The 24,776-nt window shown below is 35.9% G+C and carries 15 protein-coding genes; 6 read left to right on the forward strand and 9 right to left on the reverse strand.

Features of this window, described 5'->3' with window-relative positions; genetic code table 11:
* Positions 1–4: 4 nt before the first annotated feature.
* From QOL71_RS05355 to QOL71_RS05370, 4 genes are all read right to left on the reverse strand, one after another.
* Positions 5–343, reverse strand: a complete 339-nt coding sequence (locus QOL71_RS05355; RefSeq protein WP_283415936.1) for a hypothetical protein — start codon at positions 341–343, stop codon at positions 5–7.
* 141 nt (positions 344–484) lie between these two features.
* Positions 485–748 (reverse strand): hypothetical protein, encoded by a 264-nt coding sequence (locus QOL71_RS05360; protein WP_283415937.1) that lies wholly within the window; start codon positions 746–748, stop codon positions 485–487.
* A gap of 103 nt (positions 749–851) precedes the next feature.
* Positions 852–1,466, reverse strand: coding sequence for a hypothetical protein (locus QOL71_RS05365; RefSeq protein WP_283415938.1), 615 nt, complete (start codon positions 1,464–1,466; stop codon positions 852–854).
* The gene (locus tag QOL71_RS05370) at positions 1,466–1,843 is read right to left on the reverse strand and encodes a hypothetical protein (RefSeq protein ID WP_283415939.1); all 378 of its coding nucleotides are present in this window, start codon (positions 1,841–1,843) and stop codon (positions 1,466–1,468) included. The genes QOL71_RS05365 and QOL71_RS05370 overlap by 1 nt, the downstream gene beginning before the upstream one ends.
* A 118-nt stretch (positions 1,844–1,961) precedes the next feature.
* Here QOL71_RS05370 and mfd point away from each other — a divergent pair, with 118 nt between their 5' ends.
* From mfd to pth, 4 genes are all read left to right on the forward strand, one after another.
* Positions 1,962–5,312, forward strand: a complete 3,351-nt coding sequence (gene mfd, locus QOL71_RS05375; RefSeq protein ID WP_283415940.1) for a transcription-repair coupling factor — start codon at positions 1,962–1,964, stop codon at positions 5,310–5,312.
* Positions 5,313–5,325: 13 nt separating this feature from the next.
* Positions 5,326–6,318, forward strand: coding sequence for a hypothetical protein (locus QOL71_RS05380; protein WP_283415941.1), 993 nt, complete (start codon positions 5,326–5,328; stop codon positions 6,316–6,318).
* Between the two features lie 73 nt (positions 6,319–6,391).
* Positions 6,392–7,231 carry a hypothetical protein gene (locus QOL71_RS05385; protein ID WP_283415942.1) on the forward strand — a complete coding sequence of 280 codons (840 nt, stop codon included), beginning with the start codon at positions 6,392–6,394 and terminating at the stop codon, positions 7,229–7,231.
* Positions 7,231–7,794 carry an aminoacyl-tRNA hydrolase gene (pth, locus tag QOL71_RS05390; RefSeq protein WP_283415943.1) on the forward strand — a complete coding sequence of 188 codons (564 nt, stop codon included), beginning with the start codon at positions 7,231–7,233 and terminating at the stop codon, positions 7,792–7,794. Before QOL71_RS05385 ends, pth begins: the two co-directional genes overlap by 1 nt.
* 61 nt (positions 7,795–7,855) lie before the next feature.
* Here pth and QOL71_RS05395 read toward each other — a convergent pair whose 3' ends face one another.
* The 5 genes from QOL71_RS05395 to QOL71_RS05415 form a co-directional block, all read right to left on the reverse strand.
* Positions 7,856–8,491 carry a carbonic anhydrase family protein gene (locus QOL71_RS05395; RefSeq protein WP_283415944.1) on the reverse strand — a complete coding sequence of 212 codons (636 nt, stop codon included), beginning with the start codon at positions 8,489–8,491 and terminating at the stop codon, positions 7,856–7,858.
* Between the two features lie 63 nt (positions 8,492–8,554).
* A complete protein-coding gene (locus tag QOL71_RS05400) occupies positions 8,555–10,150 on the reverse strand; it encodes a SulP family inorganic anion transporter (RefSeq protein ID WP_283415945.1) in 1,596 nt (531 codons plus the stop codon).
* Between the two features lie 183 nt (positions 10,151–10,333).
* Positions 10,334–10,630, reverse strand: a complete 297-nt coding sequence (locus QOL71_RS05405) for a hypothetical protein (protein ID WP_283415946.1) — start codon at positions 10,628–10,630, stop codon at positions 10,334–10,336.
* A gap of 14 nt (positions 10,631–10,644) precedes the next feature.
* Positions 10,645–11,310 carry a carbonic anhydrase gene (locus QOL71_RS05410; protein ID WP_283415947.1) on the reverse strand — a complete coding sequence of 222 codons (666 nt, stop codon included), beginning with the start codon at positions 11,308–11,310 and terminating at the stop codon, positions 10,645–10,647.
* Between the two features lie 190 nt (positions 11,311–11,500).
* Positions 11,501–12,139 carry a DUF6266 family protein gene (locus tag QOL71_RS05415; protein ID WP_283415948.1) on the reverse strand — a complete coding sequence of 213 codons (639 nt, stop codon included), beginning with the start codon at positions 12,137–12,139 and terminating at the stop codon, positions 11,501–11,503.
* A 609-nt stretch (positions 12,140–12,748) separates the two neighbouring features.
* On the opposite strand from QOL71_RS05415, the gene QOL71_RS05420 reads away from it, so the two are divergent.
* Entirely contained in the window at positions 12,749–14,602 is a 1,854-nt protein-coding gene (locus tag QOL71_RS05420) for a T9SS type A sorting domain-containing protein (RefSeq protein WP_283415949.1), read from the forward strand.
* Between the two features lie 34 nt (positions 14,603–14,636).
* A complete protein-coding gene (locus QOL71_RS05425; RefSeq protein ID WP_283415950.1) occupies positions 14,637–24,776 on the forward strand; it encodes an RHS repeat-associated core domain-containing protein in 10,140 nt (3,379 codons plus the stop codon).

Here is a 24,776-nt window from a genome sequence, read left to right on the forward strand (position 1 = left end):
AAATTTAAAAGTCGTATTCTTCTCTTTCTTCTGTCGGAAGTGACTTTAGGAATTCATCAAATTCCGGACCTGCGTAATTGCTGTTTGCACCGTAAGAATCTATGATCATGGCTTTGTTCCCATAGACATCCTCTACAAGATAAAGGGCAATATTATCGTCCGGATCACTTGCGCCTTCAAATCTGTAAACACGGATAATTTTAAGATCTTCTGCATGATAAGCTTTTTCTGTACTATGAATGACGAATTGCTTTTTATCATTCATGATGATCTCATCTGTGATTCCTTTTTCTCTGAGCTTCTCCATAACTTGAGAAAGCGTAAGCATTGGTTTCGGGCTCATAATACTATTTTTTTGAATTGGTAAAAAAATATAATCAAATCGTGAACCAAAAAGAAAAGACTTTACAAAAAATGTAAAGTCTAAAAAAATAAAAGTTATGAAAAATTAAATTGTCCCTTTCTTCTTCATCGATCAGGAAAATTATTTGTTAGCCTTGTAACGCTTGTCAGGAGTTCCATCCTTTTTAAGCATTTTGTTGGCTTTATATCTTTTGTCCGGAGTTCCGTCTTTTTTCAGTTTGACATCAGGAGTGTTAGCCACTTTTGCAGCTTGTGCTTCCACAGACTTGGTCGCTTTTTTTTCAGTTTTCTGAACTTGCTTTTTTGCCGTGGCCGGCGCTGTTGTTTGTGCAGTTGCTACACCTACACCGAAAGTAAGTAGCAGAGCTGTTAATAAATTTTTCATATCAAAGATTGTTTTAGTTTGATGGAACAAATTTATACTAAAAATCAATTAGAAATTACGAATAAAAAAAATTAACCAGAAATTATAACAACTTAAAAATGCCTTAAAAATTAATACGATAGGCAATACCGATATTCAACAACGTTGCTTTGGAATAATACTTTTCTATATCAGGATTCTGATTTCCTATCTTAGAATTATAGAAATTAAGTTTTGCATTGAGAACAATCTGTTGAGTGCCGGTGTCATCAATAGTATAGATTGCTTTGGCTCCGAAATTAAGACCGCTATTGCCCTCGTGGAAATTCCCGGAATTGTCAAGAAAAGGACTTTTCATCCGGTAAGTGCTGTAACCTAAAATTTCTTCTACAAAAAAATCTTCTGTGATTTTGTCCTGATGAAATGCATACCAATCAAAATTATTCATTGAAGGAGCGCCCAAATAACCAAATTTGTCACCGTTTTTCACGTTTGCTAAAAAATATGTGTATTCTACGCCTAAACCAAAATTCTTGTAGACATTAACATTACCGCCTATTCCGAAACCATAAAAATAATCGAAGGCTTCATTCAGAAAATTGTTGCCAAGTGACTTCATTACTTTAACGTGTGGGTCGATAGAAAATTTTACATTTTCTGTCCAATCCTGGTTTTTTCTTCTTTGAGAAAAAGCAGATGCCGAAATGAGAGCCAGCGAAAAAAGTAGAAGTTTCTTCATTATTTCAAAGTAATATCATTGAAAATAACGTAAGTCACACCATCCGGGATTTCGATACTGAGAGAATCACTGGAGATTTTGCAGCCTTTGGTTTCGGTAGAAAAAGATTTTATCTTGAAGTTTTTAAGCTGAAATTTGTAAGCACCTTTGTCATAAGGCCCGGCCAAAACAAAACTTCCGCTTTCTTTCGGGAAAGTTTCCGCAATGATTTTCTTTTCCTTCACAAGATGAATCGGATTTTCCAGAAACTTGGCATCAGAATACGTGATTTTCCCTTCTACATATGCACGGAAAATGTTAGCATCATCATCCTTACATTGTGTAAAAAGAATTGATAATAGACAGAAAAGGGACAATATTTTGAAACCGAATTTCAAATGCTCATAGTTTAAGACCGTAAAATTAAAACTAATTTTTTTGAAAAATAGTATCTTTGTAACAAATAACGATTCCGAAAATATCTCGGAATCGCTTTTTGCGTTTATAACCACATTAATGGAATTAAAAAAAATCAATCAAAATCTTTTGCCGGACTTGCTTCAGAAACAATTCGGGAATGAGATTTTTTCACAGATATCAAAGCATCAGCACATTTCAGTCAAAGGAAGTACGGGTTCCGCAGTTTCAATTTTAGCTTCGGAATTGTTTCTGACTCGGAACAAAACCATTCTTTATTTGGTGGATGACAAGGAAGATGCGCTTTACATCAATGCGGAAATGGAAGATTTGTTGGGAAGCGACAACGTTCTTTACTTTCCGGCAACACATCTTGAGCCATATCAAGTTGAGAAAACCCAGAATGCGAATCTGGTTCTGAGAACTGAAGTCATCAATAAACTGAATTCCGGGAAATCGCCAAAAGTGATTGTCGCTTTCATTGGTGCGTTGTCTGAAAAAGTTTTGAAGAAAGAAGACTTCAAAGCAATTTCTCATCAGATAAAAGTGGGCGATCAACTGGATTTTGATTTTGTGGATGAGTTGTTGAACCATTATCAATTCAACCAAACAGATTTTGTTTCCGAGCCTGGAGAATTCTCTGTCCGAGGCGGGATTGTGGATGTTTTTTCTTTTTCTAATGAGAAGCCTTTTCGAATCACGTTTTTTGGAAATGAGGTCGAAAGCATCAAGACTTTTGACATAGAATCCCAACTTTCTTTGGACAAGATTGATGAATTCCAGCTGGTTTCCAATATGAATTTTTCGGTTTCAGGGACCAAAGTTTCTTTGTTTGAATTATTACCGGAAGACAGTTTTGTAGTTTCAAAGAATCTTTACCTTTCCACCAAAAGAATCAGGGATTTTCACGAAAAAGCATTAGAAAAATTTGAGACATTAAGCAAAGACATCAAACATAGAACGCCTGACGAATTATTTATTTCTGAGCCTGAATTTCAGAATAAATTAATCAAATTCAAAACAATAGATTTCAGTTCTCAGTCATTTGAACTTCCAAAGATTCAGAACGTAGAACTCAACCAAACACAACAGCCTAGTTTTCATAAAAACTTTGAATTGCTGATTCAGGATTTGGAGGAAAAACAAAGTCAAGGTTTTGACACCTGGATTTCATTTTCAAGTGAAAAACAAAAAGAAAGATTAGAATCGATTTTTGAGGAATTAGAGCACGAGATTCCGTTCAAAAGCTTCAAATCGGAATTGCATGAAGGTTTTGTAGATGCTGACAATAAGATTCTGATTTACACCGACCACCAGATTTTTGACCGTTACCAGAGATATCAATCCAAGAACACTTTTGCCAAGTCGGAGCAATTGACGCTCAAAGATCTGATGTCTTTGAAGGTTGGTGATTACATTGCACATATCGACCACGGCATTGGGAAATTTAAGGGTTTGGTAAAAGTCAATAACGATGGAAAAATCCAGGAATGTTTTAAACTGACTTACAAAAATGGAGATTTGCTTTACGTAAGTATCCATTCACTTCATAAAATTTCGAAATATAACGGACCTGAAGGAAGAGAAATCGTTCTTAGTAAACTCGGTTCGCCAGCCTGGAAATCATTAAAACAAAAAACAAAAGCGAGAGTTAAGCAGATTGCTTTTGATTTGATAAAACTCTATGCGGAAAGAAAAACTGCAAAAGGCTTCCAGTATTCGCCGGATTCTTACCTTCAAAATGAGTTGGAAGCGAGTTTCCTTTACGAAGATACGCCAGACCAGGAAAAAGCAACGCTGGATGTGAAAAAGGATATGGAAGCGGAAGGTGTGATGGACCGGTTGATTTGCGGTGACGTTGGTTTTGGTAAAACAGAAGTAGCGATTCGTGCTGCATTTAAAGCAGCGACCGACGGAAAGCAGGTTGCGATTTTGGTTCCGACAACGATTCTGGCCTTCCAACATTACAGAAGTTTCAAAGAACGATTGAAGGATTTTCCGGTGAACATCTCTTATATGAACCGATTCCGGACAGCCAAACAGAAATCGGAAACCAAAGAAGGTCTTAAAAACGGTAAAATCGATATTGTCATCGGGACTCACCAGTTGGTTGGAAAAGATATCAAGTTCAAGGATTTAGGTTTATTGATTATTGATGAGGAACATAAGTTTGGTGTTTCCGTCAAGGACAAATTGAAAACGCTAAAAACTGATGTAGACACCTTGACTTTAACGGCGACGCCAATCCCGAGAACTTTGCAATTTTCATTAATGGCGGCGAGAGATTTATCCGTTATCAAAACGCCACCGCCTAACCGTCAACCTGTGGAAACGCAAATCATTGGATTCAATGAAGAAATTTTGCGTGATGCGATTTCTTATGAATTGCAGAGAGACGGACAGGTTTATTTCATCAACAACAGAATCGAAAACCTGAAAGATATTGCAGGATTAATCCAAAGACTGGTTCCCGATGCGAGAGTGATTACCGGCCACGGACAAATGGACGGGAAACAAATGGAAACCAACATCCTCGATTTTATGGAAGGAAAATATGATGTTCTCGTTTCTACAACGATTGTAGAATCCGGCGTGGATGTACCAAACGCAAATACTATTTTCATCAATGATGCGCAACGATTCGGGATGGCAGATCTGCACCAGATGCGTGGAAGAGTCGGGCGAAGCAACAGGAAAGCATTTTGTTACCTGATAACACCACCGTTCGATATGATGACGTCTGATGCGAGAAAACGTCTGGAAGCGATTGAGCAATTCTCGGATTTGGGAAGTGGTTTCCAGATTGCGATGAAGGATCTGGAAATCCGTGGTGCCGGTGATTTATTGGGCGGAGAACAGAGTGGATTCATCAACGAAATGGGATTTGAGACGTATCAGAAAATGATGCAGGAAGCTTTGGAAGAACTCAAAGATGATGAGAATTTTGAAAATCTTTTTGAAAATGAAGAAGATAGAAACAAGCTGTTCAAATCCACGAAAGAAGTGAATATCGATACGGATCTGGAATTGATGTTGCCAGATGATTATGTGAGTTCTACGGAAGAACGTTTGTCATTGTATCAGAAACTGGCCGATGTTCAGAATGCTAAGGAATTGCAACAATTTGAAAATGAACTGACAGACCGTTTCGGAAAACTGCCGGATGAAGCTATTAATCTTCTGAAATCTGTAGAACTGAAATGGCTGGCGGCTGAAATTGGATTTGATAAGTTGGTGGTGAAGAATAAAGTGTTTCTTGGTTATTTCCCAGCGAATCCTCAGGACAAATTCTACCAAAGCGAAAAATTCAAAAAAATCATATCTTATCTTACACAAAATCCTGCAGAAGCGACGTTAAAAGAAAAGAACAACCAGCTGATGATGCGAAAAGATAATGTGACAAATGTGGATGAGGTGAACCTGGTTTTGAATCGGATTTTGGCTCAATAAACTATTTTATTTAATGAATCGATCTCATTCTATTCTTATCAGAAAAAACGCTATTCTATTGTTTTTCATAGCAATGGTTTCTTTTTGCAACGCTCAAATTCTGAAATATCATTACGATAAGGAAATGATTTTTTTAAGTGAAGCAGATAATGAAGCTGGGATTTCTGTGAGATTCAATTCTAAAGACAAATCGGTTCCTGTTTATTCGATAAGTTACAATTCTGAGAAGAAATATATTAGAAATACAATTAATTTCTATTATGCCTATCGGAAAAATATCTACAGAATGGATGGTGTTTTATACAACAAAAAGTATGTTTCAGCCAACGGCTTCAGAACTTATAGTGCTTCGTCGCCAATTCGATATTTTAAAAAAGCATCCGATACATTGTATGATTACAAATCGTATAAAAATCTTGAGAAAAGAATCGCAACAGATAAAGACGGAACCAAAATAGAACTGTTTTTCGCTAATCTCAAAGATGGAATCGATTATTCTGAACCAGCATTGTTTTATCTCTCGGAACATTATGGGATTTCACCAGGCTTAGGAAAAGGCGAGGTTGTGGTCTATGCCAATTATATTTTTAATAATAATTACAGTTCGGCAAATTTTGTACAGCTTAGTGATATTAATGAGGATGTCTATTTTAACAAAGAACAAATCGAATCTCTCATTGATGACAAATATAACGAGTTTTCCAAGAGAATAATGCCGATTAAAAATCCTGCTTATTGTTCTGTGACATCATTTGGTAATAATGTAGATGAGAAAACCAGAGAAGAAATACAAAGTTTTTTATCCGAGATATGTGAGTATTTCGAATTATGGAGTAGACAGGAAACGAACGATCAGTTCAAAAAATATTACGATTCTGAGACTAACAGAAGGGTAGAAATCTATAAGAATAATGGTGAACTGAATGAGAAGCAGTTGAAAGTTTATATTGATGAACTCAGTCAAATTAAGAGCCTGAATTCCGAAGAAAAATTTGATTCTAACTAATATAATTCCTGACCTCAAAAATTACCTGAACATTTATTTTAAAAAATTAACTTTGCAAACACAAAACAAAACAATGAAAAATATACTTTATTATATATTCGGATTATTCATTATCGCATCTTGTACTCCAAATCAGGATGAGAATGGTGATCTTTTGAAAGGTGTAGATTATGAAACCAACACTAATAATGGCGGATCTGGAACGACAACAAGGCTGTTAAAACAAGTCAAGTCGCATACCAAAAATGAAGATACGGGAGAATATGAAGATGAAAATTATACCTATAATTATTCGGGAACAAAGTTAACGTCGTATACAGACGCTAGTGGAGAAGTTACCAAGTTTGACTATAATAGCAGCAACAAGATCTCCAAAATGTACAACGCTGGACAAACTGCTGTTTTCACTTACGCAGGAACTAGTCTTACTAAAGTTGTTACGGAAATTACCGGCACAGCAAAAATTACTGCCGATTACAGCTATTCCGGAGGAAAGCTTTCGAAAATCATTTCTGTTCAGGACTTTACTATTCCATTTCCTATCAAGGCATATTATGAAACCACATATGAATTCCAAGGAGAAAATATGATGAAATCTGTAACCAAAAATGGTGTTTATAATCCTGTAACCGGAGATTTGGAAATGAGTCCGGAAATAAATACGGTTTCTTTCACTTACGATTCAAAAAAGTCACCCTACAAGCTCCTTCCTTTAGAATACTACCTCTGCTTGATTGGCATAGCTCCACAAGGAGGAAATTTTCTATCTGCAAATAATTCTTTAAAAACAACTGTTGCCAACACGGGTGCCTCTGCAGAAGTAATGTCTTTTTCGCATACTTATGATAGCAAAAACTATCCTGTAAAAAGTACTTCCGGAGAAGATTTTATCGAATATAAATATCAAGATTAATGAAATATCTTATTGTCGGCATCGGGAACAAAGGAGAAGAGTATGCTGAAACCCGACATAATATCGGTTTCAAGGTCGCTGAAAAGATCGCTGAAAAAATAGAAGCACCTTTCAAATCTTCTAATTTCGGACTTTTGGCTGAGGGTAAATATAAAGGCAGAAAAGTCTTTATCCTAAAACCTGACACCTACGTGAATCTTTCCGGAAACGCCGTTAAATTCTGGATGCAGAAGGAAAACATTCCGCTGGAAAACATCCTGATTATTACAGATGATTTGGCTCTGCCTTTCGGTTCTTTGAGAATGAAAATGAAAGGTTCTGATGCCGGTCATAACGGACTGAAAAGCATCCAGGCCCAACTCAATACTCAGAACTATCCAAGATTGAGATTTGGTATTTCTGCAGATTTCCCGGAAGGGAAGCAAGCGGATTACGTTCTCGGAAAATGGAACGAAGAGGAATATGAAAAATTGCCGGAAAGAATTGAAAAATTTGCCCAGGCGGCTTTATCTTTTGTGTTTGCCGGTGTACAGAATACGATGACGGCTTACAATGGGAAATAAGTAAGCCGGATAAATAAATTACCCGGCCTACTACCCTAATTGTATGAAGAAAAAATGTTTTCTATATCCAGGTTACAACGCCGGTTTCAACGTCATAATTTGCGCCAACGATTTTGATTTTACCTTCGTCTTCCAGCCTTTTCAAAGTTGAGCTTTGTTGACGGATGTCTTCTATGGCAGATTTTACATTGTGATGATTCAGTCTTTCCAAAAGATCCTCGTTTTTAGATGAACGTTCTTCTCCATCTTTAATAATATTTTTGATGATTGGATCAAAATGTCCGATCAAATGATTCAGGTTATCCATTCCCATTCCTTCTATTGCTGCTGCGTCCAGACCTCCTTTCAAGGCACCGCACTTTGAGTGTCCAAGAACTACAACTAATTTTGAACCGGCCACATTACAGCCAAATTCCATGGAACCAAGAATATCCTGATTCACAAAATTCCCTGCAATTCTTACACTGAAGATATCTCCAAGGCCTTGATCAAAAATCAACTCAGCAGAAGTGCGGCTGTCGATACAACTCAAAATAACGGCAAAAGGCCACTGTCCTTCACGTGTTGCATTCACTTGTGCCAGAAGATCTCTGTTCGCTTTCAGGTTGTTAACGAATCTTGCATTACCTTCTTTAAGGATTTCCAATGCTTTTTCCGGTGTAATGGTTGCCTGCGTTTCTGATGTATGTGCTTTCATATTTTTAAAATTGTTTTAAGTATGTGTTTTTTGATTGTTAAAATTTAATAATAAATAATTTAATTACATTGCTCTTTTGTGATTAACCACAACATGAGAATCCTGGTCACTCGCATAATCTCTGTATGACGTTTTGAATCCTGCCAGTTCTACTTCTATATCTTCCTCTTTTGCTCTTACATTGGCAAAATCCTGAATCATTTCCAATACATCCGTCGTTATATAGGAAGTTGTCCTGGCATCGATAATTACTTTTGAACCAGGCTTGATATTTTTCAAAGTTTTTTTGATGGCTGCTTTATTCAGGAAAGAGACCTCTTCTGCCAATTTGATCGTGATCTCATCAGCATCGTTCAGTGTTTCTCTACTGAGGTAATAGGCCCGCTTCATATTACCCTGTAAAATATAGATAATTGAAATTAATAATCCAATTCCCACGCCCTTTAAAAGGTCTGTCGCTACAACAGCCACAACAGTTGCTACAAAAGGAATAAACTGATACTTCCCATTGTGCCAAAAATGCTTGAAAGTTGCCGGCTTTGCCAATTTATAGCCAACTAAAATCAATACTGCGGCTAATGTCGCCAACGGAATCATATTCAATATGACAGGAATGGTTAGAACACAGATCAATAAAAGAACACCGTGGATGATTGCCGATAATTTGGATGTTGCGCCTGCATTGGCATTAGCAGAACTTCTTACAACGACCGATGTCATTGGTAATCCGCCAATGAACGAACTTATCAGATTGCCGATTCCCTGTGCTTTAAGCTCCAGGTTGGTATCTGTAATTCTTCTTCTTACGTCCAGTCTGTCCGACGCTTCTATACAAAGTAGTGTTTCAATTGATGCTACGATAGCAATCGTTGCGCCGGTGACCCACACTTTTGGATTAGTAAATCCTGCAAAATCAGGAAAAGTAATCATATTCTTGAACTCATCCAAAGTGGTCGGAACAGGAAGTGTTACCAGATGCTCCGGGGAAATGGCCAATGAACTTCCCGATAATTTGAAAAATTCATTAATCAGGATTCCGGCAATTACTGCTACTAGTGCTCCGGGTAATAATTTCATTCTTTTCAATGCTGCAATATTATCCCAGGCTAACAAAACTCCCATTGAAATTAATGTTATAATGACAGCTCCCGGATGTATCGCCGCGAATAATTCTGAAAAATAATTAATGTTAAATCCATTATCAAATAATGACTGGTGACCTTCATAATCTTTATCAAATCCAACGGCGTGAGAAATCTGTTTTAGAATAATGATGATTCCGATCCCGGCTAACATCCCTTCGATCACATTGTTCGGGAAATAATTGGAGATACTTCCTGCACGGATAAAACCCAGGATCAACTGGATAATTCCGGCAATAATCCCGGCACAAAGAAATAATTCGAATGCACCAATATCGGTAATCGCTACCAAAATAATAGCTGTAAGACCGGCTGCCGGCCCTGAAACTGAGATGTTGGAATTACTGATCGCGCCCACTACAATACCTCCAACAATACCTGCAAGGATACCGGATAAAGGAGGCGCTCCGGATGCCAGTGCAATGCCTAAACATAATGGTAATGCAACTAAAAATACTACAAGACCAGACGGAAAGTTCTCTTTGATTCCTCCAAACAAAGATTGTGACTTTTTCATAAAAAAATAATAAGTTTGACTGATGTCATCACCTGACCTAAAGGTAACTACATCAATGTAAATAACAGATGTGATTGATAATCAATAGTGATTGATTAAGACGATGTCAGGAAACGGCAAGTGCTATCCGCTGTGTGATTACAGCCAACCCCAAGCGTTTTCTGAGAAAACAGAAAATGTTATTTATGCTTCCGGAGGTGGAGAGAATATGCTGAGAGACGGTGGGAAATATAGAGTTGATTCCCAGTTGACCGTAATTTTTCTATGGGTGTCAGCTTCATAAAACTTCAGGAAATCATGGATGTCCATCGTTTTAGGAATGGTTTTTTCGTAGATAACGATTGTGTTGCTGGAGTGCGTCTCTTCTTCACTGATTACAACATTGGTTCTCGGCAGTTCCCAACCGAACATTGCAGCTAATCCCGGAAGAGCCGTAAAGTTGAGAAAGATCGTTAATGTTATAATACTCCAGTACTTCATAATATTTGATGTGCCTATTTTTTTCTGCTCATCACCCAATCAGAATCTGTCAGGTTGTAGATCTTCTGAATGTCTTTTAATATGTTTTCAAAATCGATTTCGAGATCGATTATTTTTCCTGATCTCAGGTCGAAAACCCAACCATGGACGACCGGAAATTCTTCCAAAATATAACGTTCCTGTACGCAAGCCATTTTGATGACATTGATGCATTGTTCCTGAACATTCAGTTCCACCAGGCGGTCATATCTTTTGTCTTCATCTTCAATAGCGTCAAGTTCTGCCTGATGCAGCCTGTACACATCTCGGATATTTCTCAGCCAGGGATTCAGAAGTCCGAGATCCTGTGATGTCATTGCCGCTTTTACACCGCCACAGTTATAATGGCCACAGACTATAATGTGCTTCACTTTCAGATGTTCCACAGCGTACTGAATCACCGCTGTTGAGCTCATATCCAAAGTGTTAATGACATTAGCTACATTTCTGTGAACAAAAACCTCGCCCGGTTCCGCTCCCATCATATCTTCTGCCGTTACCCGGCTGTCGGAACATCCGATGTAGAGATATTCGGGATTTTGAGTTTGAGCAAGCTGGTGAAAATATTCCGGGTTGCCGGAAATCTTGGATTCAACCCACTTCTTGTTGTTCTCGAAAATAGCTTCGTATGACTTTGCCATTTAAACTTGGTTTGTAAATTATTTATTTCGTTGAAATCATTTTCAATTTCAATAGATCGAATCAATAATAATGCAAAAATAGAAGTTTATAGCGTAAAAAACTAATATTTAACAAACTTTTAATATTAGGACTTTTTCTTCTGACTTTAAAATAATCAGCCGTAAGAATTATCACGGCTGATCATTTGTTTTAAAAAACTGTTCCCGCATACTGTGAATTGGAGGCAATTTCACCATTTTCTGTTCGGAAGGCAATCCAAACATGAAGTGGTTTGTTTTGAAAGTTGACCGGTAAGTTTACTGAATATTTGATATCAGAGCGTTTTGCGGCGTTTTCTACGAAGAACGTAAAATCATTATCCTCTCCGGCAATTAGAATCTGAGCTACATCATTTTCTCTCTCAGGACTTCCAGCAGAATTATCCTGCCAGCTGATCTCCAATAATCCGGCTGATTTTAAGCTCAATCCTAATGGCACGGCCCCTAAGAGATTACCTTTGGAGAAATAAAGCGAAGGATAATCCGGATTGATCGTCTCCGTGGTGTAGTTGATCCTGAAGTTTTCCATCAGATTAGTCATTGCCAGGTTGTAGCAAGATTTCATCCCACTTCTGCTTCCAAAGTATTGGCACGCATAAGCCCTGTAAGACTGCATAAAGGCTGCGCATTTTTTTATCCGGTTCTGAATCAGAAGCTGTTTAGCTGTTGGCGGTGATGTTCGTTTTCTAGGTCTGACTTTTGAAATCTCGTTGCCATAAACGTTGGCGACTACTATGCGTCCTGTGCGTCCCGAAGTGCCGGATAATAATGAGTCATGTAATTTTCCCATAATGTTTTTTAAATTTAATAGATAGTTTGAAAATTGTTTTTTGTGTCAGCTGATGAGCCAAAAGTATTATGGTGTGGCGACAAAAGTTGACGTGATTTAATTTTTCTTATAAATAAATTTTCGAGAGTCTCGGCTTAACAGTTTCTAATGGTGATTGGCAATTACTATTAAAAGTGTAAAAGCTATTTTGACTGGAGCTATGAGCCTGAAGGACATTTTTTAATTTATGAAGCATTTGGCAAAACTGAGTTTGGCAGTTTGAGTTATTAATGAGCAATTAAGATTAATAAGTGAAAATTTTCCAGGTCATTTTGTAGAGATATTGGATAATTATGGGGTTTTGATTTAACATAATATGTTGGTTTGTATAACCTTTGTATATCCTTTCTTCGATCGTAGTATAACCATTGTATATCCACTGTTCGATGACTGTTTGATAAAGCATAATTTCAGAAATTATTCTATCAAGTTTTGCATATTATGCTTACTGTTGAGCAATAGCTGAAAAATAATATTATTTTTGGAGCTAAAAATTATTAATTATGAAAAAATTAAATGAATGTTATATGATCGTTTAATTTTTCTCAAAATAACCAACTATTTAAAGACATGCTTAAAAGAATCAAAAAATTGTCATTAGTCCTTAGCTTATTTTTTTTACAAAGTCACTTAGCTCAAACATTATCATCTTTTGGTAACGTTGCTGACTTAATTCTAAAGAAAAGTTTAGTTACAGAGCCTGTTAGTTCAGATACTCTTGCGGGTCGACTAATAAATTATCATTTTGTAAAAGATACACTTACAAATTCAGCTGTGATAAATACTAAATATAAACTGAATCAACTGAGTTTATTTATAGTGGGAAATAAATTTGAAATAAATGCAGATAAAGTTATTTATGGAAAAGTTGGAAGCACTGTAATTACAAATCAAGGTATTTTTGATTATGCAGATACCTTGAAAGTGGAACCTTCTGTTGCTTCACAGATAATTACATACGGAAAGCATGATAAAAGTACAGGAAGTTTTATTTATTTACCAAAAATAAACGATAGTAATCTTTTGATTCCTGAACTTCTGATTTTCAAAAGAAACCTAAGTAAAAAAGAAAAGCAGCAAATAGAAAGCTATCTTTCTATTAAATACGGAATATCCATAAATTATTTCTCTGAAAAAAATTATCTATCGAGTGCCGGAGATGTTTTATGGAATTATAAAAAAAACAAAAAATATGGTTATCATATAACTGGCATTGGAAGAGATGATCTTTTTGGATTATATCAAAAACAGTCTAAGAATAGTGGAGATAATTCTCTTATTATGTCAATTGACAATCTCAAAAGACTTAACAGTCAAAATGCAGGATCTTTAAATGATAATGAGTTTTTACTCTGGGGAGATAATAACGAAGATATCGTATTCAAAGAATCAGATTTGCTATCCTATCATCCGGGCAAGGATTTAAAGAGGCTATGGAAAGCACAGATCAAATCACAAGATAATCTAAAAACAAATTTATACTTTAACCTTAAAGATGTTGAAACGGGTAACCAAATTCCTAAACTGAAAATATTTAGGACAACTGAAAATTATCAGAGTGAAATTTTTGAGCTATTCAATGGTGAGAAAATGAATGATTCTATATATGTATATAGAAATATAGCTTGGGATACAGATCATAATGGTAATGACTATTTTACATTAAATAATGATATTTCTAACGAAGATATTTCTATTGTGAGCGATTGTAACGAGTTGAAGAATGGCTTAGTTAAAATACGGTTGCCAGATAATTTTTCATTTTATAGCTATAAGCTTGTTAATGTTAAAACGAATACAACCATAGCGGATATACAAAATAGTAATTCAAATCCCCTTGTACTGAATAACATATTTCCGAGCCAATATAAGATTACAATTAATAAAAATGGACATGATATAATCAGAAGTTTTGATATTCAAGATATTTCCAATCAAAATATTGAGGATAATTATCTATGGCAAGGTGAGCCGATCGAGCTGGACCTGAATTACGAGACCTATCAGTATATGTTAACATCTCCTGATGGTTCAACAAACAGTTTAGCCCCTTTTTTATTAAATGGTTTAGGAGAATATACACTTAATGTCAAGAATAAGCAGGGCTGTATTCTTGAAAAAAAACTATATGTACTTAATCAAACAGATTATGCCACGAAAGATCAGAACTCAATATTTAAAGAAATCAAATTATTTCCAAATCCGACCCATGATGGAAATGTAAATATTAAAATAGTTCTTAAATCTCCCAAGAATATTAGTATACAAATCTATAATGCATTAGGAAGACTTATTAAAGAAGCTAAGTATGACAATACAGCAAATGTAGATGCTCTTTTAAGTATTCCGCCTGTAATAGGCTATTATAATGTGAAAATATTTATTCCGGAAGAATCCAAAGGATATAATCTATTAATAAACTAATACCGTCACTAACAAAAACCTAAGTCTATAAACCATGAAGAACAATAAAATTCTTTTATCACCCAAAAATGCAGGTTTTTTCTTAATAACAAGTTCCTTGCTTTTTACCTTAAGCAGCTGGAGTCTTAATAATATTAAAAAAGAAAATGGACAATCCAAAAGTCACAATATACAATATTTAAGACCCTTCAGAGAGAATAATAACTCTAAGAAAGGCAGTGCTATATTTTCCAATATAGTAAAAACGTCAGATCATCCTATAGAAAATATATTACCCAGACCATCCACAGAAACAAATTTATTCGAAGGTTCCATTGGTAGTGCTGATCCTAATAATTGGTATGATGAAGCTTCTGATAATGTTTTTAATGTGACATTGGATAATATTGATCATAATAAAGAATATGTTCTTACTTATCAGGTTCAGGGGCTTGATAATATAGCATCTGTTACCAGAAGTATCAATCAGAGTTTGTCCTTAGGCGGATATGTACAATCAAAATCTGAAAAGTGGAATATTGTAAAGGAAAATATTGATCCTACACTATTGAAAAAAGGTGTTAATCACATATTGTTCAATGCCAATGGAAAGAAAAATTTTTATAGAATTAAAGATGTAAAAATTGTAGAAAATACCAATAAGACTGCAGATCTATTTAAGATTAATTCTAAAATTTATAAAGACAATACTTTCTACCTTAGAGGATTTGTAAATTCAAACTCAAATATTACAACCATACAAATCCTTGACAAGAACATAAAGCTGGAAGGTAATGAATTTGAATATTTTGATGAGAAAATTTCGTTAAAAACAGAATTGAACATAAAGTTTAAGAATAATCATGGAAATATTGTAGCTAACAAAACCATAAAATTAGATAATCAGGAGAAAACATTTGAAACAGTATCTTATAATGCTGCTAAAGAGAAGATTGTATATAACAATAAGTATGGCTATTTAATTGGGTTGAGAGCTATTGATTCACCGCCGGTTGATCCGTCAATTACGAATTTAGCAAAAGATTTTTATGGTTACAGATATAAGAGCTCAACTGGTACACCGAGTATTATTCACATTCCATATAACAAAAATCTGATTCCTAAAGGTTATAGTGAAGCGGATATCGCAGCATTCAGATTTGATTACAACAAGAAAAGGTGGGAGAGAATAAAGTATGACAGCATTAATGTTGAAAATGAATATTTAATTGTAAAAAATGAAGGCGGTGGTGATACCGATTATGTTAATGGAATAATAAAGAATCCTCAAAGTCCGGAAACCAGTTCTTTTACACCAACAACGATTAATGATATTCCTGTTGCCAATCCAGTATCCAATGTAAATTTAATTGCGCCTCCAAAAGCCAACCAACAAGGAAGTGCTAACGTGCAGTATCCAATTGAGATTCCAGCTGGTGTCAATGGTTTGCAACCTAACGTATCCATTAATTACAATAGCGACAGCAAAAATGGAGGCTGGGCAGGGATTGGTTGGGATGTTTCTGCAGTTGAGACTATCGATATTGATACTAGGTGGGGAGTTCCGGAGTTTAACGATGAAAAGGAAACAGAAATATACTCAATAGGAGGAGAGCAGTTGGTCTTTGATGATGGTTACCTACCAACTAAAATCACCAAAGAAAATCCTTTTTTAAAGCCAAGGGTTTCAGGGGATAAATTATTTTATTTCAGAACAGGAGTAAAAGAAGGAATCAAGATTACAAGGAAAAATAGCTCAACCAGCACCTATACATGGGAGATAACGGACAATAGCGGTACTAAAAAAGAATATAATGATTTCCTGAAAGATGCAACCGGAAATATTGTGAAATGGTATCTTTCCAAAGTCACAGACCGTTACGGAAATGAGGCTGTTTATCAATATGAGGAAATTGTATATAACAATGGTAGAAATAAATATCTATCTAAAATAACATATTCCAACACAATAATTGAATTTAATAACCAGCAAGGAGTAAGGCCGGATGTCACTTCAAGTCACAAGTTAGGCGTAAAAATTTCTGACTTCAAGCTTCTTGAAAATATAACAATTAAAAGAGCGAATACTATTGTGAGGCAGTATTCTTTCTTATATAATGATGGTGACTTTGGTAAAAAGCTACTTTCGCAGATTATCCAAAAAGACAAAGACGAAAATGTATTTAACAAGCACAGTCTTGGGTATAACAGGCTGGATGGTCATATATTTTCAGAAGAAGGAAAGAAGGATATCTTTGCAGGAGATGACAACTTAACTAGCGGCAATTTTGACGAGGGTCAAATGTCAGTCATTAGTGGGACTCAGGGTAAAAGTACCAATTGGAAAGGGGCGGTGACTTTTGGAGCCAGTAAAAAAATGTTTTGGCTCGACTTAAAGAAAAGTGGAACAATAGGATTGAATTATTCTTACACCGAGAATGAAAATTTTGGAAAATCCCAATTAATGGATATTGATGGTGATGGATTACCAGATAAAGTGTTTTATAAAGACGGAGGTACAATTAAATACAGAAGGAATTTAGGAAATAGCTTCGGGGCTATTAATTCTGTAAGTGGCTTTTCAAATATTCCATTATCAAAAAATAACGCTTATGTCAATTCTTTCGGAATAGAATTCAGCTGGAAATTTATACAGGGAGGAATCAGCTATTCTACAACCAACAGTAATTCACCCATATATTTTTCAGATGTTAATGCGGATGGATTGTCGGATCTGGTTTATTATGGAAAAGTGTTTTTCAATAAAATGCGAATTAACTCAAGTAACAATGATTATAATGATTTTGCAGCCACTGAAGATAATTCTACAGCATTGCTGGACACTCCAAATCCTATCTTAAAAGGGATTGATGCTCCAAAAACAACAACTCCGGAGTCAGAATCTAATATGCTTGCCAATATTGTTAGGGTTTGGGAAGCTCCTGTCACAGGTAATATTAATATAGCGGCAGCAGTTTCCTTAAACCAAATTTCTACAGATGGTGTCAAAATATGGATTGAGAAAGGTTCGGTACATAGAGAAGTTGATAATATTAATGAAAATGATATTCAACCATCTACTATTATTAGCGGGATAATTCGTTTTGATAATAATAACCAAAGTGGTGGGTTATCAGTTTCAACTTTTGTGAAAAAAGGACAAAGAATATATTTAATTGCAAGTTCAATAGATAATGCTAAGGGAGATAAAATTTTAGTTGATTCTAATATTCAATATACTGATAAAGATTTAAACTTAGAAGATGCTAACGGTTATAAATATTTTAAATCGAATTTTTCGGATACTTTTTTGTCATCAGATAATAAGGGGGCTGCTATCGGGGATAAGGGAAAAATTAATATCGACTGGAATTTAATGGACGATATTGCTTTTACTGATGATGTTGAGTTTAAAATCTATAAAAGTGAAAGGAGATCTTATCTTCAAAACGTAGATGAGGATGCTGATATTATTGAAAACAGGACTTTGATATTTCATCATAAGTTGAATAGGGGGTCATCATTAAATGGTGTAACTTCTTTAAGCAATATTTTGAATACAGCTTTAACTAATATACCAGTTAATCAATCTTCGATTGATGGGCAACCTACGATAACTATCTTGAATTTTGAAGTATCATCTGATACTAATATTACGTGGGACAAAATTAATTGGAAACCAAAAATTGATGTTATTTCATTGTCTCAAACAACTAGTATAAATGCAACCGTTCAATACCTGGCTTTTCCTGAAAGGCTAGGTTCTACTCAATTTTACACAAATAATGTGGAAAATATAGACAGTCTTAATATAGCTCCTACTGAGAACCCAATTTATTTTCCTGGATATAATTCTTGTTATAATCAACCTTTATCTATTCCTACATCAATAAGTCCGGAAAATAATTTAAATGGGAAAAAAGTTACATTTTCAATTAAAATTAAAAATTTCCATACCAATCAAAATACAATTATACCTCTACAAGTTTTTAAAAGGACTGTTACGGTTCAGAACAATTCTTTGCCTATACCATATATCGTTGCACCGAGGATAATATATAGTGATGAACAAGCTTATTTTGAAATCCACACAGATAGTTATGAACTGTCAAAATACCTACTAAGTTTAAATTCCAAAGTAAGGTATGCTTTTCAGAATGCTAGTAATTGCACAAACTCGTTTGATTCTGTCTTCTGGACTTCATACTATTCTTTCCGTGCTCAAACAAAACATTACAACTCGAGCATGGGTCAAATGTGGCAAGGTTGGGGAGGCTTTTCTTATAATGCAAGTAAATATCCCGATAACCCTCTTAGGGAAAGGGAGTTTTTTGTAGAAGCTAATGACAATACACCTTATTTTCCTGAGCCAACTCATTGTGGGAATCCGGATACGCCCGGATATGAAGATTGTATGTTGAATTTTGTAAAAGAACAACAAAACAAGCGATATTTTACCTCTCTTGTACTAGACCCGGAACAAGAAATATATACTTCTCCAATGGAATCGGCATTCCAGGATAGGAATTATATGCAGCCATATAATTTATTGGCTCGTACGCCTTCTGTAAATTTCGAAGGAGACCCAAGTTTTGCAACGGAACATCCTACGGGAATAATATCCCATTCCAAAGCTTCCAGCCTGAATATCTACGGAAGTATAGCTGGTGGTGGTGCTAGTGGAGGCTATTCAAAAGATGAGACATCAGAATTTTTTCAGGATTTTAATGGTGATCAGTATCCTGATATAGTTGTAGGTAATCAATACTACAAAACAACAAATACTGGAGCACTCACGAATGCAGTCACTATTGCAAGTGGAGATAAAACCATGAAAAATAAAACGGTTAATGGTGGCGTAAGTTTTCCATTAGCAGGAGGCAGCATTAATTCTGAGAAAGCAAGTAATACCTTGACATCAGGTTTTACTTCATTTGGAGAGCTCAATTCACAGTTTGGTTCTTCGTTTTCTGCTACTGGTGTAGGTCTTAATGGCAGCATCGGAGGGTCAAGGTCAGAAAACGAAAATATATGGCTGGATATCAATGGCGATAGCCTTATGGATTATATAGCTAATGGTAATGTATATGTAAATGACGGAAAGCAATTTGTTTTTGAACCGGATTGGAATGTCGGGTCGGTTTATAAAAACGAAAGTATTGCATTATCTGGTGGCGGAGGAGTCAATTTAGGACAGGGAAGCTGGGTTGTAGGAGTTGGAAAAAATTTCTCTTTTTCTAAAACAAAAGTCATCTTTATTGATCTCACAGGAGATGGTCTGGTTGATAAATTGGAAAGAGATAACAATCATTATAAATTATTTGTTAATACCGGTCAGAAAATAAGTAGGTACCCCATTGATATGGGTGATATAGATTTCGAAATCAAAAACGATCAGAATTCTATGGGTTACAATTTCATGGGAACTTTATGTCCAGTGATCTTTTTCTTTAAGATATGTGTATCGTTTGGTGCCGGCAAGGACAAATCAACTAATAAACAAACTGTTGAATTAAGAGACTTTGATGGTGATGGTCTTGCAGATATTTTATTATCTAATAATAATGCAGAAATTACAGTTTTTCCTAATCAGGCAAACAAATCAAACCTTTTAACTGAGATCAACAATCCATTAGGTGGTACAATATTTTTAAACTATGATAATGTAAATCCGAATTCTCATATCAAAATCGGAAATACTTATCAAATGCCCTATAGTAAACAGGTTCTTACAGGTATTTTAATAGATAATACGCAATCTCAAGACGGATTGAATTTGAGTAACAAAAGTTTGCCTCCGGCATATAAAAGATATTTATTTGAATATGAAAATGGAGTTCAGGATAGAAGAGAGAGAGCCTTCCTTGGATTTGGTAAAGTAAAGTCTACGGATTACTCCGGAGGAAAAGGTGTTAGTGAAATAACCGAATATGAAACCAACTACAGTAGTAAGCAGGATTTTTATGTGCCGTATAGTGATTCTGCTGTAAGAAAATATTTCTACAAAAAAGGACTGGTAAAGTCGGTTACGGTAATGGACAGTCTTAGCAGACCAAGATCTGTGGTTAAGTATACTTATAATTATTTTGACCAAGCCGCTGATACTTATACTCTTTCCGAAGGAAAAGCTGAACCAGTATATAAAGATATCGGAAGAATTATCCCGCTACTGTATAAAACAGAAACCACTACAACAGAATATAATGGCAGTATTCTGCATTCCAAAAAATTAATCAGCACCATAGAGCAATATGATAAATATGGCAATGTTTTAAAATATACAGACAGAGGAAAAGATATTACAGATACAACAGACGATATCAAAGTAACCATTACCTATCATCCTGTAACAAGTAAGAATGCAGGGGGGATACCTTACCAGCATACCGTAACCAATAGTGCGGGTGTTGTCCTGAGAAAATCACAAACAACAATTGATACTGATGGAAACATTACCAATATCAAAAGACAATATGGCAATAAAAATGTAGATTATAACTATGAATATGACTCTTATGGTAATCTGACAAAATCGATATTTCCATTGGATCAGAACGACCAGAGAATGTTCTACCAATATGAATATGATCCGGTATATCATACCTATATCACTAAAGTTACTGATGCGTATGGATATACCAGCAAGACACAATATGATGACAATTATCTGTTCGGAGTTCCTAAAAAAATTACAGACCTGAATAATGTAGTCTCAGAATATACCTATGACAGCTTCGGTAGAATGACTCAATACAAATCCCCTTTTGATAACGACTGGACGATCAAACTACATTATTACACAGAGGGTACGCAAAATGCTAACGTAGCTATAACAGAAAGAAAGGCGCCGACCATTAATGGAGTCACGCCAACGATTAACTACTTCAGCAGCTTATTTACGGATTACTGGGGTGAAGAATTAGCTACAAAGAAATTGGCTGGCGGGGAATCAGGAAACTATATCTATACTTTTGAGAAAAGTCCTATCAAAGATATTAGAGGAAGGAACATAAAAGCATTTATTAATAAGCTTGCGTTACAGTCGCCAGGCGATGTGGTCACTAATTTAAAAACTTATTATCCTCAACTTAATGAGATGCTTAATTCTTCTGAATTTCAAGACTATTATATTACCTATAAGTATGATGAGCTTAACAGGCCTGTTAAGTCTATCCAAAAAGGAGTACTGGCAGATGATAATCCTAACAATACCCTGGAAACAAAGACGACCTATGGCTTCGGAGCTGATAAAAATGGGGAAATACAATTCACCAAAACTATTGAAACACCAAGAGGTGCAAAAACTACGACCTATACAGATGAGCGGGGAAGGACTACTTCTGTCAAACAGACTGGTGATAATACTAACCTTTGGACCAGTTATAACTATGACCTGCTTGGACAACTGATAAAAGTAACAGACCAAAACTCTAAGAACATAACCTATAGCTATGATGGCCTGGGCAGAAGAATTTCAGAAAATCACCCGGATGCCGGTTTGTCAAACTACACTTATGACGAAGCCAATCATCTGATTGCTTTTGATAACCCTGTATTGAGAGAATCCGGACACGAGATTTTATATACTTATAATTATAACCAGCTCACGAAGATCACTTATCCTGATCACATTGTGAAGTATGAATATGGGCTGCCGGGAGCTGTTAATAATGGAGCAGGCAGGCTCATTAAGCAGACAGACCGTACAGGCATCCAAATGTTCAAATACAGCAGACTTGGACAACTAACAGAGGAGAAACGCTTTATGATCGCTCCAAATGAGACCGCAAAGGTATTCAAAACCAGCTATGACTATGATGTGTATAACAGGATCAATAAAATAGTATATCCCGATAACGAGGAAGTATTATATAGCTATAATCCTTTTGGCCTGCTTAACGGTATACAGAGCATCATGCCAACTACTGGTGCCACATCCAACATAGTGTCATCCATATCTTATGATTACAATGACCAAATGACCTCGGTAACAGCCGGGAACGGAACCGTAACCGAGTACCAGAGAGATCCATGGGGCAGACTGGAGAAGCTTATGCTCAACGCTCCTATTTCGCTAACATCTCTCGGAGAAATCATAAGAAGTAATGCTTATACCTATGATAAGGATAATAATGTGACAGGTATTATAACAGCTGTACCAATGGGTATTAATAATACCGTATTAAATGGAGTAGCTTCTGAAAAGACATTTACCTATGATGGATTTAACAGGCTGAAAACTTCTTTAATTAAAGCAACAGGTCCTGACGAGAAGAAATACTATCAGCTGGATATGGCTTACAATAATTCGCATGGAATTGCAAGTAAACATTCTCGTTGGAAAACATATAGAAGCGATGTATGTTCAAATCCGGCCAAGGAAGGCGCCAATATGGTGTACCATTATGATGACACCAACCATCCAAATGCGGTTTCCTCAATTACATCTACAATAGGAGGCAGATATACCACACCGTGGGATTGTGGTACAGGGTTTAATGTTTCGGCAATGGATACTAACGAGTATTACACTTACGATGCCAACGGTAATATGACATTGGTTGAAAATGAGGCTTCTCAAGATCCTTTTTCATTACCGGAAAGAACTGTCAAAAGACAATTGTTCTGGGATACGCAAAACCATCTTAAGGGTATAGCTCAGGATAATGCATTACATCATTATGTTTATGATGCTGGTGGTGAAAGATCTCTGAAGAGCGAAGGTATTGTGAGAAACATATTCACAAACGGTAATGTCGGGTCTGGCAGACCGCGTACAACGATGGAGCCGTATACCTATTATCCTAACGGCTATGCTGTAGTGAATGGTGCACAGCTGAGCAAACATTATTACATTGGCAGCAATAAGATAGCGGCAAAAGTTACAGATTTGCCATCTCATGGTTTTGCTTCTGAGCTAACGCCAACGCTTAATGAATTGTCTGCAACTTCAATGCGCGAAGTAGAATCTATGATACAGGAAGCAGGTTATCCACCTGTAGCTTGGGCTAATATAGATGACTCCACACTTGAAACCGAAGAGACTTGTAGCAATGCCGTATTAGCAGCAGCCTCTAATTTCAATCCTAAAACAAATTGTTATAAGAAATTGATGGCGGGCTATAATGCTGCGTTACAGACCGGAACCGTGTGCGAGTTCTGGCACAATTTCCAGTTGGATGACTGTATGATCAACCAGCCAAATGATGAAGAGCTGGAATCCCAGACCTATTGGGTGCACCCGGATCATTTGGGCAGTGGTTCAGTCATTACCAACCAATCGGGCAATACCACCAATTGGTATGAGTATATGCCGTTTGGGGAAATGCTAATGGAGCAGAGCAATGGGGATTACAATAATGTATACAAATACAACGGTAAGGAACTGGACGACGCTACACAATTGTACTATTACGGCGCAAGATATTATGATCCTAACACAAGTGTCTGGTTAAGCGTAGATCCGTTGGCAATTTACCATCCGGTTATGGAAACTGAGTTTTATGGTGATGGGCAACATAATGGCGGTGTTTTTAATTCAGGAAATTTAAATGCTTATATCTACTGTTATCAAAACCCTGTTATTTTTGTAGACCCAAATGGAAAGCAATCATTTGCAGGAGCATTACGCGGCGTACCTTATGGCCAATTGAATAATGTTAATAAAGGATGGAGGGAAAGTCTTAGGAATGGAGGAGGTTATCAGATGGATTTTGTTCCGCTTTTTGGAGATTTTAAAGGTGCTATTGAAGGAATTGCCGGAACTGATATGCAGGGTAATAAACTATCAGGAACAGAAAGATTTTTATCAATTTTACTACTTAGTGAATTAAAGGATGTTAATAATGCTTATAGATTTCTTAAATTAACCACAAAAGGAATTGATTATGCTCTCAATGATGTTTCCAGATTACAGCACGCATTTAAACACGCAAAAGATATTAAAGAATTTGCGAGCGCGACTTGGAATAAGAATACTAGAGAAGCTTGGAAAGCTTTTAATTCAGATATACTAAGTACCGCGACTAAAACTTTTGAAAATGTTTTAGGTGGTACAAAGGTTAAAGGATTCTATAAAAAAGTTGACGGGCAAGATATAGCGACTTATATCTATGCGGAAGGAAAAAATAAAGGAAAAATTGCTACTACGGTTGTTTTAAATGAAAATCAAATGAAAAAATTCAAATTGAAATAA

The organism is Epilithonimonas pallida (genome assembly GCF_900182975.1).
GTDB lineage: Bacteria > Bacteroidota > Bacteroidia > Flavobacteriales > Weeksellaceae > Epilithonimonas > Epilithonimonas pallida.

What these genes read in the sequence shown, in the direction of transcription:
- QOL71_RS05355 (WP_283415936.1), bottom strand. Translation starts at nt 343, where the DNA reads ATGAGCCCGAAACCAATGCTTACGCTTTCTCAAGTTATGGAGAAGCTC.
- QOL71_RS05360 (WP_283415937.1), bottom strand. Translation starts at nt 748, where the DNA reads ATGAAAAATTTATTAACAGCTCTGCTACTTACTTTCGGTGTAGGTGTA.
- QOL71_RS05365 (WP_283415938.1), bottom strand. Translation starts at nt 1,466, where the DNA reads ATGAAGAAACTTCTACTTTTTTCGCTGGCTCTCATTTCGGCATCTGCT.
- mfd (WP_283415940.1), top strand. Translation starts at nt 1,962, where the DNA reads ATGGAATTAAAAAAAATCAATCAAAATCTTTTGCCGGACTTGCTTCAG.
- QOL71_RS05380 (WP_283415941.1), top strand. Translation starts at nt 5,326, where the DNA reads ATGAATCGATCTCATTCTATTCTTATCAGAAAAAACGCTATTCTATTG.
- QOL71_RS05385 (WP_283415942.1), top strand. Translation starts at nt 6,392, where the DNA reads ATGAAAAATATACTTTATTATATATTCGGATTATTCATTATCGCATCT.
- pth (WP_283415943.1), top strand. Translation starts at nt 7,231, where the DNA reads ATGAAATATCTTATTGTCGGCATCGGGAACAAAGGAGAAGAGTATGCT.
- QOL71_RS05395 (WP_283415944.1), bottom strand. Translation starts at nt 8,491, where the DNA reads ATGAAAGCACATACATCAGAAACGCAGGCAACCATTACACCGGAAAAA.
- QOL71_RS05400 (WP_283415945.1), bottom strand. Translation starts at nt 10,150, where the DNA reads ATGAAAAAGTCACAATCTTTGTTTGGAGGAATCAAAGAGAACTTTCCG.
- QOL71_RS05405 (WP_283415946.1), bottom strand. Translation starts at nt 10,630, where the DNA reads ATGAAGTACTGGAGTATTATAACATTAACGATCTTTCTCAACTTTACG.
- QOL71_RS05410 (WP_283415947.1), bottom strand. Translation starts at nt 11,310, where the DNA reads ATGGCAAAGTCATACGAAGCTATTTTCGAGAACAACAAGAAGTGGGTT.
- QOL71_RS05415 (WP_283415948.1), bottom strand. Translation starts at nt 12,139, where the DNA reads ATGGGAAAATTACATGACTCATTATTATCCGGCACTTCGGGACGCACA.
- QOL71_RS05420 (WP_283415949.1), top strand. Translation starts at nt 12,749, where the DNA reads ATGCTTAAAAGAATCAAAAAATTGTCATTAGTCCTTAGCTTATTTTTT.
- QOL71_RS05425 (WP_283415950.1), top strand. Translation starts at nt 14,637, where the DNA reads ATGAAGAACAATAAAATTCTTTTATCACCCAAAAATGCAGGTTTTTTC.